The 12,779-nt window shown below is 50.3% G+C and carries 11 protein-coding genes; 7 read left to right on the plus strand and 4 right to left on the minus strand.

The window, feature by feature from the left end:
• Positions 1–198 precede the first annotated feature (198 nt).
• The 3 genes from gap to C7379_RS07665 all read left to right on the plus strand — a co-directional run bounded on the left by gap (position 199) and on the right by C7379_RS07665 (position 3,416).
• Positions 199–1,266, plus strand: a complete 1,068-nt coding sequence (gap, locus tag C7379_RS07655; RefSeq protein ID WP_116616768.1) for a type I glyceraldehyde-3-phosphate dehydrogenase — start codon at positions 199–201, stop codon at positions 1,264–1,266.
• 246 nt (positions 1,267–1,512) lie between these two features.
• Positions 1,513–2,484 (plus strand): tRNA (adenosine(37)-N6)-dimethylallyltransferase MiaA, encoded by a 972-nt coding sequence (gene miaA, locus C7379_RS07660; RefSeq protein ID WP_116616769.1) that lies wholly within the window; start codon positions 1,513–1,515, stop codon positions 2,482–2,484.
• On the plus strand, positions 2,481–3,416 hold the full coding sequence (locus C7379_RS07665; RefSeq protein WP_116616770.1) for a diacylglycerol/lipid kinase family protein: 936 nt from the start codon (positions 2,481–2,483) through the stop codon (positions 3,414–3,416). The genes miaA and C7379_RS07665 overlap by 4 nt, the downstream gene beginning before the upstream one ends.
• Before the next feature lie 244 nt (positions 3,417–3,660).
• On the opposite strand, the gene C7379_RS07670 is transcribed toward C7379_RS07665, so the two are convergent.
• Positions 3,661–3,975, minus strand: a complete 315-nt coding sequence (locus C7379_RS07670; protein ID WP_116616771.1) for a hypothetical protein — start codon at positions 3,973–3,975, stop codon at positions 3,661–3,663.
• 223 nt (positions 3,976–4,198) lie between these two features.
• Here C7379_RS07670 and C7379_RS07675 point away from each other — a divergent pair, with 223 nt between their 5' ends.
• On the plus strand, positions 4,199–4,762 hold the full coding sequence (locus C7379_RS07675; RefSeq protein WP_116616772.1) for a cysteine hydrolase family protein: 564 nt from the start codon (positions 4,199–4,201) through the stop codon (positions 4,760–4,762).
• Positions 4,763–4,821: 59 nt separating this feature from the next.
• Here the strand turns inward: C7379_RS07675 and C7379_RS07680 are convergent, their stop codons facing one another.
• From C7379_RS07680 to C7379_RS07690, 3 genes are all read right to left on the minus strand, one after another.
• Positions 4,822–5,931: a DUF4249 domain-containing protein gene (locus C7379_RS07680; protein WP_116616773.1), complete on the minus strand. Its 1,110-nt coding sequence runs from the start codon at positions 5,929–5,931 to the stop codon at positions 4,822–4,824.
• Positions 5,932–5,998: 67 nt separating this feature from the next.
• Positions 5,999–8,605, minus strand: coding sequence for a TonB-dependent receptor (locus C7379_RS07685; protein ID WP_243406752.1), 2,607 nt, complete (start codon positions 8,603–8,605; stop codon positions 5,999–6,001).
• Between the two features lie 9 nt (positions 8,606–8,614).
• The gene (locus tag C7379_RS07690) at positions 8,615–9,250 is read right to left on the minus strand and encodes an outer membrane beta-barrel protein (protein ID WP_116616774.1); all 636 of its coding nucleotides are present in this window, start codon (positions 9,248–9,250) and stop codon (positions 8,615–8,617) included.
• A 736-nt stretch (positions 9,251–9,986) separates the two neighbouring features.
• Between C7379_RS07690 and C7379_RS07695 the strand changes: the two genes are divergently transcribed.
• The 3 genes from C7379_RS07695 to rsxC all read left to right on the plus strand — a co-directional run bounded on the left by C7379_RS07695 (position 9,987) and on the right by rsxC (position 12,762).
• The gene (locus C7379_RS07695; protein WP_116616775.1) at positions 9,987–10,397 is read left to right on the plus strand and encodes a SoxR reducing system RseC family protein; all 411 of its coding nucleotides are present in this window, start codon (positions 9,987–9,989) and stop codon (positions 10,395–10,397) included.
• A gap of 74 nt (positions 10,398–10,471) precedes the next feature.
• Positions 10,472–11,413, plus strand: coding sequence for a Fe-S cluster domain-containing protein (locus C7379_RS07700; protein ID WP_116616776.1), 942 nt, complete (start codon positions 10,472–10,474; stop codon positions 11,411–11,413).
• A complete protein-coding gene (rsxC, locus tag C7379_RS07705; RefSeq protein WP_116616777.1) occupies positions 11,410–12,762 on the plus strand; it encodes an electron transport complex subunit RsxC in 1,353 nt (450 codons plus the stop codon). The genes C7379_RS07700 and rsxC overlap by 4 nt, the downstream gene beginning before the upstream one ends.
• Positions 12,763–12,779 lie beyond the last annotated feature (17 nt).

Genomic DNA, 12,779 nt, shown 5'->3' on the forward strand with positions numbered 1-12,779 from the left:
TATGGAGTTTGCACTCAAAGCAGACATTAAATTTTTTTAGGAGCTTAAGGGTGACAAGTAGATGATTTTAATATATTTAATACTCTAATCGAATACAAATTTAGAAAATAATTCGTAACTTTGCAAACGTACGAGAGAAAATAATTTCACGTATCAGGATATATTTTTTTTAAACCTTTATTAATAAAAGTAAGTAAAATGACAAAAGTAGCGATTAATGGTTTCGGTCGTATTGGCCGTCTTGCATTCCGCCAGATGTTCGAATCTGATGGTTATGAAGTAGTAGCAATCAACGACTTGACAAGTCCTAAGATGCTCGCTCATCTGTTGAAGTATGACACTGCACAGGGTGGTTTCGCTGGCAAGTATGGCGAAGGCAAGCACACAGTAGACTTCAAAGACTCTGTTCTTGGCGAGGATGGCAAAACAGTTGTTACTCCGGGTTCTATCACTGTTGATGGTAAAGAGATTACTATTTATGCAAAACCAAACGCTGCCGAGTTGCCTTGGGGTGAGCTTGGCGTGGATGTAGTGCTCGAGTGCACTGGTTTTTATACATCTAAGGCAAAGGCTTCCGCTCACATTCAGGCTGGCGCCAAGAAGGTTGTGATTTCCGCTCCTGCTGGTAACGACCTGCCCACTATCGTTTACAATACCAACCACAAGACATTGAAAGCTGGCGATACGGTTGTATCGGCTGCATCTTGCACCACCAACTGCTTGGCTCCGATGGCCGACGCGCTTAACAAGTTCGCTCCCATCCAGTCGGGTATCATGTCTACAATCCACGCATATACAGGCGATCAGATGATCCTTGATGGCCCACAGCGCAAGGGAGACCTGCGTCGTTCGCGTGCTGGTGCTTGCAATATCGTACCTAACTCCACTGGTGCTGCCAAAGCTATCGGCTTGGTAATTCCTGAGCTCAATGGCAAACTAATCGGCTCCGCACAGCGTGTTCCCACGCCAACAGGCTCCACCACCATCCTGATTGCTGTGGTTAAGGGCAAGGATATCACTGTAGAGGGTGTTAATGCCGCCATGAAAGCCGCTGCTAATGAGTCTTTCGGTTACAACGAGGACCTCATCGTTTCATCGGATATCATCGGAATGAAGTTTGGTTCACTGTTCGACGCCACCCAGACCATGGTGAGCAAGGTAGACGATGACACATATCAGGTACAGGTAGTTTCTTGGTATGACAACGAGAACTCTTACACTTCACAAATGGTTCGCACTATCAAGTATCTCTCTGAATTGAAGTAATAAAACACTGTTATATTGTTTGACAAGATTTAATTCTTGTATCTTTTGGCTCGATGCAGATTGCATCGAGCCTTTTTGTTGGCTTGGCCATGATGGCATTGGCATGTCGTGTATGGGCACGTGGCACCGACAATGATGGCAAAAGCATTGATAAATGGTGTGAAATAAGCCTATAAAGTATTTGCTTTTCTTGCCGTTTCGATTATTTTTATTTATATTTGCCCAGTGAATAAGAATGGTTCCGACATGGCAATATTGTCTCCACAAACCACAAACGCGGATTTGAGCAGCAAACCGCGCACGCGCTTGATAACTATACTTGGCCCCACGGCTTGCGGCAAGACAGCTTTGGCCGTGGCCCTCGCCAACGAGTTGGGTTCGGAAATAATCAGCGCCGACAGTAGGCAAGTGTACCGGGGCATGGACATCGGGACAGGGAAGGATTTGGAAGACTATGTCGTAGACGGCAAGCGTGTGCCCTATCATCTCATTGACATAGTGGAGCCGGGCTCAAAATACAATCTTTATCGCTACCAACGCGATTTCATGGCAGCCTATGATGACATCGTGAGCCGTGGCGCACAACCCATTCTTTGTGGTGGCACCGGACTGTACATTGAGGCCGTGCTCAAAGGCTACGCGCTCTCCACCGTGCCGCAAAACCCGGCGTTGAGAAAACAGTTGGAGGGCGAATCGTTAGAGACACTCACCCAAAAATTGGTGGAGCTCAAGAAAAAGAACAACTCGAACATGCACAACACTACAGACGTGGACTCGTGCCAACGTGCCATTCGCGCCATCGAGATTGAGACTTACAACCTTGAGCACACCGCCGAGCGGCGACCAGCGCAACCCGTTGACGCTATCGTTTTTGGTCTTGACATTGACCGTGAGGAGCGTAGACGTAAAATATCCGAACGGCTCAGGCAGCGTCTTGACAATGGAATGGTAGACGAGATAAAACGCCTTTTGGACAACGGCATTGCCGCGACCGACTTGATTTATTACGGATTGGAATATAAATATGTCACCGAGTACGTTATCGGCAAATTGTCTTTTGACGAGATGTATCGGCAGTTGGAAATAGCGATACATCAGTTTGCCAAACGACAAATGACTTGGTTTAGGGGCATGGAACGTCGCGGCACCGACATACACTGGCTTGACGCGGCACTGTGCATGGAGAAAAAAATTAATGAAATAAAACGAATGTTATGATAGAGCAAAATCGTTGGGGTATCATTTACTGTCCGAAATCAGGACTTTTAAGCTCGTCTAAACGCAGATGGGAGAAGATACAGGAGTGCCTTCAGAAAGAGAACATCCTGTATGACCATGTGCAAAGTGAAAGCCGTGGCAGCGTAGACCGGCTGGTCAGAATGTTTATCGACAACGGATACCATACCATCGTTGTCATCGGTGGCGACTCGGCACTCAACGATGCTGTCAACTGTCTCATGCAAGTGGACCAAAATGTGCGTGAGAAAGTGGCCCTTGGCGTAATTCCTAACGGCATGATGAATGATTTTGCACACTTTTGGTATTTGGACGAGGACGATTATGCCATGACCATCAAAGCCCTCAAGAGACACCGAGTAAAGAAGATAGACCTTGGTTTGATGCGTTATGTCAATCAGGAGGGCGAGCGATGCAAACGCTATTTCCTCAATTGTGTGAACGTGGGGTTTATCGCCACAATCATGAATTTGCGTCGCCGCACACGTCATTTCTTTGGTAGTCGAGGGTTGTCCTTCTTCTTCTCGTTCATACTTTTACTATTCCAGCGGTTGGATTACAAGATGAAACTCAAAATCAACACAGACCAAATAGACCGTCGGGTAATGACTATCTGTGTCGGAAACGCCCTTGGCTATGGCCAAACGCCAAACGCCGTGCCTTACAATGGGCAGTTGGACGTCTCGGTGGTATACCATTCAGGGTTGAGGCAGATTGCCGCTGGCATTTACTTTTTCTTGCGGGGCGAACTGCTTAACATCCATAACGTGCACCCTTACCGCACTCGTTTGGTCAGGGTGGAAAAAGCCGAGGGTGCCCTAATAGGTCTTGACGGTCGGTTGATGCGTACGCCTGTGGGACCGTTTACGATCAGCGTGGTGCCCGAATCCATCAATTTTCTGATACCGTCTTGATAGACATACACTTGTCGGCAAGTGTGTGGCGGCGTTTCATAAAATAAGAGAGCGCCGCTCGGAGATACCGAGACGCATGGTCTTAGAAGGGGGCTTTGGGGTATCTTGGCTTGTATTTTAGATGTTTATCAGCCTGATTTAGAGTTGATTTTATGGCTCATGCCATTTCGAGGTGTCATGTATCATGTTGGCAATGGACGCCCAATCTCATTCCTTGCCACTTTTTTCGCGTTTAAAATCACTTTCAGATATATTCTATTTTGAACACTTCGCTGATCCTCAAAGGCGCTCCTGCTTCGTCGTTGCCTTTGTAGACGATGCTCAACCCATGGTATTTGTCGGGCATTTTCAATGTTATGTCATGTTCCAACAGGTAATCCCACATGGGCGAGCCAAAGTCGTACGAACGCCCACTCAACTCAAGCCTTGCGTTGATAGGGTCAAAACGCCAAAACCCACCACCCATGCACGTGTCGCCATTTTGCAACAAATCTTTATGCATCGATACATGCCCGATGCGCATTACACCTCTTTTGGTGACAATAAACTTTTGTGCCATAGATACTATTCTGTGTTGTCCAAAACTTGATGTTTTCTTTATGCTGTCAATATCGTGTTAGATTTTTATATCCATCCACGCCCTTTTTGGGGTCGTTCGGACATTTTACGCGCTATATTCACGAAATAATTCGTGCATAGGCAATAAAAAGTGTGTCACCTTTGGACGTCTCATCAAAAAATCTTAGTTTTGCCATCGCATCATCATTATATTCACAAGCCCAATGGAAAAAAAGAAAATGCTCTTGGTGTTAAATCCTCAAGTTGATTTCATCACGGGCGCATTGCCCATTCCCGGTGCATCGCAGGCGATGGATAGTCTTGCCGATTATGTCAGAACGCATGGCTCCGACTATGTGGTTAGGCTTGTCGCATGCAAGTGGCATCCCTATAATCACAGTGCGTTCATTCACAAAGGCGGCAAGTTGCCTGCCCATTGCGTGCAATATTCTGTGGGGGCGGCAGTGTGGCAAGCCCTTTTAGATTCGCTCAACGAAACCAAGGGCGGGTTTACTATGCTCTACAGCGGCCAGCAAGTGAACCTTGACGAGTGTTCCGTCATGCAAAACCCAGCGTCGGCCGACATTGTTTTACGGCTAATCGTTGCGCTTGAGATAGAGCAAATCGACATTTGCGGATTGCCTGGCGACACTTGCGTGCTTGCGTCAGCCAGCGACCTTGCGCAAGCCGTTGGCACGTTGTCCGTTCGTGTCCTCGAGTCTTGCACGGCATCGTTCGACGATGGGACCGCGCTGAAAAGTTTTCTTTCTCGCTCTTGCGCCGATTGATAGGTGGTCACACCACCTCCGTATCAGATTATGTAATCTCTGCTTTCAACGTCCCAACCTTAATGTGCCATCTTCCCATTAGGCTTTTTAATCAAGTCTTTATCTATCCTCATTTTCCAGTCTGAGCTTGCCACGCTCCATCCGCCGAGCAGTCCCAATCCCCCGTCTATATTAGATTGCATGGGTCTGATGAGCGACAAGCCGGCCTGTCCTAAATCGTTGTTTTCCAAATCGTTGAGCGAACGCAAGAAATTGCAGTATTCTGGTGTTATACGCAGCAATTCCAATTGGTATGCCTTGGCAAAGTTATAGTTTGGGTATACCATGTGCCCATCCTTGTCATACATGATAGGTTGGTTGTTAGGATCGATGTCAAGGTGCAGCGTGTAAGTCTTGCCGTTGATGGCTTTGTCGTCAAAAATATAAAGGTTTCCAAAGAAGTTGTTCGTAAATCCGAAATTCTCGTCCATCCCTGATACGGGCGACAGTAGCGGCTCACTGCGTGGCGACACTCGTGGGTAATAGTAAATTGAGTCTGTCATCTCCACGCGCGTGGAGTCACATTTCGTCTCTTTGAGTCTTCGCAGGTATTCGTTGTAGTATATATGCCACTCTTTGGAGTTGCCTTTATATAGCGTGCCCTTTCCTTTGTAGCACTTTATCTTCACTCTCACAGCGTAATGGTCGTGAGAGTTGGGGTCGTCTTTGAACGTGCCTGTGATTTGGTCGAATGTCTCTTGCCGCCCCATTAGGTCATTGTAGCGTCTCACATAGTTGTAGTCCAAATCGCCTATAGGCACTGGTTGGGGTATCGTGGTGGCGGCTCGCACGCTCTCAAAGCCGTCCGCTTGCACCTTGAGGGCTATTTTGTCGCCCGCGTTTTGACGTCCCACAACTCGGTAATATCCTTTGCCCACATGCTCCACGGCGATCGATTGCCCGTTCACGGTGTAATCTATATGAGCGTTGTCTACCCGGGTGAGCTTCGAGGTGTTGTTGTATTTGGTCACTGGCACGCTCCTACTCACGCCTATGTAAGTGGTGTCGCCCACCGTGGGCATGCAGTATACCACCAACTTGGGGCTGCCGTCGAGTGTATCCATGCTTATCTCTTCCTTGCAACTTGCGAGGAGTGACAGTGCCATGGCTACGTATAATAATCTTTTCATGTCTTCGTACTTGTTTTTAGGGGATGTTCATGACGCCATGCGCGCGACTTGCATCGCGCTTGCCGGTTCAGAATTTAATAGTGTAACTGATTGATGGCACTATGGGAATGTAGGCGTGGTTCTTGAGATAGAAGCTGCCATCGTTTCTCTCTTTCACTTCTGTCCACAGCGAGTTGAGATGGCAGTAGGCGTTGTACAGGCTCACGTTCCATATCCGTTCGTGTCCGTGTTTGGTAATGTGGCGGAAGTCTGCGCCTATGTCCAAGCGGTGATAAGCGGGTAGCCGCAGGTTGTTGGGCTTGTCGTATACAAACGTCGTTTGGTCTACGTAGTTGTTGTCCAATAGCCACTCGTTTACAGTTGGTACTTGGCCGTGCTTCGTGCCGTAGCTGAACATGTCTTTCGGCTCGCCTTCCGGCACGATGGGCGTTGTTATATATTGCGTTGGCATGGTGATATGATTGCCCGAATGGTAGGTCCATGCGCCAAACACCGAAATTTTGTCGTTGACCTTCCAGCGTGCCGTGATGTTTATTTTATGGCGGTTGTCAAACTTGTCAAAAAACCATCCTTTGTAAAAATCGTCAAATTTTCGCTCGTTCCACGACAGGGTATAGGCTCCTCTCAGCTCCAAGTTTTTGGTTGTGTACGCTGCGTCAACCTCCGCTCCGTAGAATCGTCCTTGTCCCTCCATCACCATTTGGTCCCACTTGTCCGCAGGCGGCTCAAGGCTTGCCCAACTCGAATATTGCAGCAAATGGTTCGTGTGCTTGTAATATCCTTCCGCGCTCAGCATCCAGTGGCGGCTTGGCTGGTAGTAGGCTCCCGCCGCCACCTGCCATGACCGCATGGGTTTTAGCCGTTCGGTGGTGGGCACCCAGTAGTCGGTGGGAAGCTCCAGTATGCTGTTTGATATCTTGTGCACGTACTGGCTCATCATCGTGTACGATGCCTTGAGCGACAGTTGTGGCATAGGCTGGTATTTCACGGCCAAGCGCGGGTCTGCCGTACAGAGCGTCTTGGTTCCGATATGAAATAGCGTCACGTTCATGCCAGTGTTCATGCTCCAGTTGTTATCAATGGTCATCTCGTCCTCGGCGTAAAAGTTCCATTCGTGCGCCGTATGCTTGTTGTGGCTCTGTTCCATTACGGTATCCGTGTTTTGGCGCGAGCCGTAAAACGCTTTTTGCCAGCGTGTCTGTGGCTTAAAAGTGTGCCATGTGTAGTCGTGCCCGAACCTGATGTGATGATGGGGCGATGGCCGGAAGTCAAAAGCCGTTCGATAGCCAAGGTCGTTCACTGTCGATTTGTATTTGCTCTCGTTGTAATCGATGGTCGACGTGCCGTCTGAGTTTCTGTATTTGCAGTCTTCCAAAGAGTTTAGTTTGGCCTCGTTATACGTGTAAACCGCGGTGAAATTCGCGAACAGCTTGGGCGACAGCTGGTAGTTCCAGTCCAACGCCACGTTCAGGTTGCCCCAGTCGAAGTCTGATTTTGAGATGTCCGAACTTTTCCAGTTCATGTATTCGTCGTCCGATTCGTCTTTGGCTCGAAGCTGGTCTTGCCCAGAATAGAGGCTTAGGGCCATGCGCGAGCGGTCGTTGAAGATATTGGTAACCTTCGCGTTGAAGTCGTGGAAAAAGTAGTTCATCGTAAACTTGTCCTCGTGGTTGCCACTGTTCACGATGGCAAAGATAGGCCTTGTGAGCAAGTCCATCCAGCTTCGACGCAATCCGATGTTGTACGACGTGCGTCCCCGTCTTATGGGTCCTTCGACGTGCACGCTGCCATCGAGCATGCCCACGCGAAGACTGCCGTGCGTGCGGTTCATGTTGCCATCGTTGGTGCGCACATCTACCACCGACGACAGCCTGCCGCCGTAACGCGCTGGAAATCCGCTCTTATAGAAGTCCACGTTTTTCACCATGTCCGTGTTGAAGGCCGAGAACAGTCCGAACATGTGGTTGATGGAGTAGAGTGGGGTACCGTCTATCATAAATAAGTTCTCGTCGTTGTTTCCACCGTGCACGTACAAGCCGCTGGCCAGTTCCATGCCTTCGGCAACGCCACTCATGCGTTGCAGTGTTTTCACCACGTCGGGGCTGCTGAGCGTTGAGAACTCGGTCTGGATGTCGCGAGCGTTGATAGACCTTTTGCCGGTCTGTGTGTTGATGAGGGGCGAGTTGAGGTCGCCTATCACCGTGACCTCGCGCACGCTCGCGTTCTCTTTCAGACAAATGTCAAGATGCGTGTCGGCCTTCAGCCGCACCCGTGTGAGCTTATCAGCGTAGCCTATGTATCCGCATCGCAATTCGTGATCGCCCTCTTGCAGCGTGATAGAGAAATAGCCATAGGCGTTGGTCATGGTGCCTTGGCGACTGGTGAGGTCGTAGACGGTGGCGTTGATGAGTGTCTCGCCATCCGCGCCCCTCACGTATCCACTCAGCGTGTGCGTGCGCTTGGGCTGCGATTTGCGTTGTGGGTCGGCCTGCTCGCTCGCTCGTTGGGCCTGCTCGTTGGCTTTTTTGTCTTGTCGCGGCTTGCCTGGCTCTTGCTTGATGGTGGTGCGTTGCCCCCATGATATCATTGGCAGCATGATGGCGATGAGCATGACACGCCATGGTATCAGGCTCGTGCGTCTCATGTCTGCTGTGTAGATGCGATTTATTTTCATATTCCTTTTTTAGAATACCAGTCCGACACCCAGTTGTATGGAGTGTCTCCACAGGCTGCGTTTGTCGTATAGCGTGCTGGTGTAGACGATGGTCCCGTCTTCGTTTCTCTTCTCTATGTTGTTATTATATATAGGTGTGTTGGCAAACTGTTGTATATTATAACCCACCTTGAAGTTCAGGCCGAAGTGTCGTTTCAGCATCAGTTGGTAGCCCGCGCCGATGGTTCCCATCAGTCCGCCGGTGAAATTATGGTTCTCGTCTCTGTTGAACAATGTGCAACCTACGTCCGTAAAGGCGTAGAACGGCAGGTGGCTTGCCAGCGGACGATAGCGAAACGTGGCGTATAGCGGCATGGTGAAGCTGTCGCCATTGTATTCGCGCTTGAAACGGCTCAATCCGAAGCCAGCGCCCACGGTCATGTTGGGTTTTAGGTTGTAGAGCGCGTTGAGCGTGAGCGCGTGCCCACCCAGCTTGCCCTCGCTCTTGTAGTTGTAGCCACTGAGCTTCTCCGTGAGCCCTAAATGATAAGCGTAGTCCAGCTCCATGTGAAACTTGGCGTCGTTTTGCGCCGAGGCGAAAGCGGGCGCAAACCATGCGACGGCCACGAGAATTGGCCAGATCAATGTGCTTGTTATTTTCATCATTAATTGTCTATTAAGTGTTTATTTTTATAGTGCAAAGGTCGCAATAAAATTCCATTCCATTTCCATTTTTTTTCATAAAAAAATTTATTTCTTATCCAAGTGGCCTTTGTCGTTCATTCCAAATGTTTTCTCGTGCGTGCGTTTGGGAAACGGTTGCTATTGGTGAGGCATGAGACGAGTAAACGTAAATTTTGTTGAAATAATTTGATAACACCTCTTATAAATTATGTCACACCCAAAAACATGGCATGGAGCCTCAAAAAATGGAGAAAATTGCATGACTTCATAACATGTTGTTTCATAGCGGCTTATACTTTTAATCATGTGTTTCTTAAGGTTGATACGCATCGCGTGCTGTCCCGATTAGGTATTAATGGCGTGATGAATGATGCCTAATGGCGTGGTGATTGGGCTCAAAAGGGAGCCCGAATGATGCCCAAACACGGAGCCAATAGATACCAATGGCGAAACGCAGGTGACTCTGCCATGCGCTCAGTCCTTAAAAAGAACGATTAAAACACGTTCCCAAGCCCGCGTGGATAGGTTTCCCTTGATCTAATTATTACCAATTATATTGACAATATCCCATGGTCGAGGCCAAGCGTACCATACCATTACGCCACGTCGGGCATGGGGGCCTCAAACAGCATAAATAAAAAACTATTCTCTTTTTATTTGCTTTTCCGAATAATGTTATTACTTTTGCAATTGCAAGGTGCGGTTTGCAATTTGCTATATGAAAACTGTTATTAACCACAAAGGAACCATTGAGAAAATAGACGGAAATCACATCACGGTGCGCATAATGCAAGCATCGGGGTGCGCAGCTTGTGGCATGGCAGATCACTGCAATGCCTCCGAGAGCAAGGAAAAGCGTATAGACGTGATCGACGACCATGCGGCCGAGTATGAGATAGGGCAGCATGTCAGGGTCATGGCCGACCTCAAGAGCGGCTATCGGGCTGTGCTGTTGGGTTTTGGCGCCCCCCTTTTGGTTATGGCGTGCGCGTTGTTTGGCGTGCTGGCGGCCACGGGCAACGAGACGTTGAGCGCGTTTTGTGGCATGGGTGCGCTGGTGGTCTATTATGTCGCGCTCTATCTTGTGCGTGACAAATTGGGCAAACGGTTCACGTTCACGATAGAGTGAGGATGGGTTGAGATACCATATCTGCCAAACGACAATCTATAACACTTGACAATCAATTAAAAAACAATAATATTATGAATTTCATTCTTGACGCGGTCATTGTCCTTGGAAGCATAGCGCTCATCGCCGCGGTGGTGCTGTTTGTGGTTTCGAGGAAATTCGCCGTGGCCGAGGACCCACGTTTAGAGCAGGTGCAGGAGATGCTTCCGGGCGCCAACTGTGGTGGCTGTGGTTTCCCCGGCTGCTCTGGGTTGGCCTCGGCGTTGGTGCAGGGCGCTGACAGTGGGTCTATCGATGGGCTGAACTGCCCGGTGGGTGGCTCAGCGACGATGGGACGCGTGGCTGAATTTTTAGGCATGAGCATGGCCGCCTCGAAGCCGATGGTGGCTGTCGTGAGATGCAATGGAAGTTGTGACAACAGGCCGCGCGTGGCCCAATACGACGGTCTTAAGACATGCACCGCCATGCACATGGCAGGCGCTGGCGAGACGGCCTGTGGCTATGGCTGTTTGGGTTGTGGCGACTGCGTGGCTGCGTGCGCTTTTGACGCCATTCATATCAATGCCGATACGCTGTTGCCCGAGGTGATGGACGACCGCTGCACGTCATGCGGCGCCTGTGTCAAGGCGTGCCCCCGAAACATAATCGAGTTGCGCGTGAAAGGGCCTCGCAATCGCAGAGTGTACGTGTCGTGTGTCAACAAAGACAAGGGTGCCGTGGCCCGCAAGGCATGCCAAGTGGCTTGTATAGGCTGTGGCAAATGCGAAAAGGCGTGCGCTTTTGACGCTATCAGCATAGCGGCCAACCTCTCTTATATAGACTATGACAAGTGCCGTCTGTGCACCAAGTGCGTGGACGCGTGCCCCACGTCGGCCATCGTCAAGGTGAATTTCCCCGTGAGAAAACCCCAAGCGCCCAAGGTGGCGGAGGCTACTGAAGCCAACGTGGCCACCAAGATGACAGGTGGCGCGAGCGTTGACAACGTAGATGTAAAGAAAAAGGAGGTAAACGCATGAGACTACACACATTTCCGATGGGTGGCGTGCACCCTGATGAAAACAAATTGACAAACGACGTGGCGACCGTGGCGGCCGCGTTGCCCAAAGTGGCCGTTATTCCTTTGTGCCAGCATATCGGCGCTCCCACCAAGCCCGTGGTGAAGCGTGGCGACAAGGTAAAGGTGGGCACGCTCATTGGCGAAGCTGGTGGTTTCATATCAGCGCCCATCTTCTCGTCGGTGTCGGGCACGGTGGCCAAGATAGACACTACGTTTGACGCTACGGGATATCGTCAGCCATGTGTGTTCATCAATGTGGAGGGCGATGAGTGGGAAGATGGTATAGACCGCTCTGCCAAATTGGAAACCCTGGCCGAGCACCCTGAACTGACCGCTGAGGAGATAGTGGGACGTGTCAAAGCGGCTGGCATAACTGGCATGGGTGGGGCCGGTTTTCCCACCTTTGTCAAACTTATGCCGCCCCCCGGAAGCGTGGCCGAGTGTGTGGTCATCAACGCGGTGGAGTGCGAGCCTTATATCACGTCTGACTATAGGCTGATGATGGAGCATGCCGATGAGATTATTGTTGGCGTGCAACTGCTCATGAAGTCGGTATCGGTGGACAAAGCCTACATAGGCATCGAGGAGAACAAGCCCAAGGCCATCAGCCTGATGACCGAGAAAGCGAGCGCGGACAGTCGTATCACGGTGGTGCCGTTGGCACAAAAGTATCCTCAGGGCGGCGAGAAACAATTGGTGGCCGCCGTCACGGGCAAGCAGGTGCCCGCCCCACCCGCCATACCGGTGAGCGTGGGGGCGGTGGTGGTCAACGTGGGCACCACGTTCGCGACGTACGAGGCCGTGATGAAAAACAAGCCCCTCTTTGAGCGTTACACCACCGTGACGGGCAAGCACATGGCTCATCCTGCTAATTTTTTGGTGCGCATGGGCACGCCTTTCAGTCAGCTCATCGAGGCTTGCGGAGGCTTGCCGGAGGGCGATAACAAGGTGTTGGCAGGTGGCCCCATGATGGGTAAGGCCGTGCTGACTACCGACGTGACCGTGTGCAAGGGCACCAACGCGATCACAGTGCTGACCGATGTCGACGCCCATCGCAAGGCGGTACAGCCTTGCATCAGGTGCGGCAAGTGTGTCACGGTGTGCCCCATGGGGCTCGAGCCTTATCTCATAGCCACCCTGTCGGCGTTTAAGAAGTATGACAGGCTTGAGCGAGAGGCCATCACAAGTTGCATCTCGTGTGGCTCATGCCAGTACACCTGCCCGGCGCACAGGCCAATGCTTGACAACATAGCGCAAGGCAAGGCTGTGGTGATGCGCATGATAAAGGCTCGCAACCAAAAACAATGACCTAAGAATTATATGAC

It is taken from the genome of Hallella colorans, from assembly GCF_003096815.1.
In the GTDB taxonomy this organism is placed as follows: domain Bacteria; phylum Bacteroidota; class Bacteroidia; order Bacteroidales; family Bacteroidaceae; genus Prevotella; species Prevotella colorans.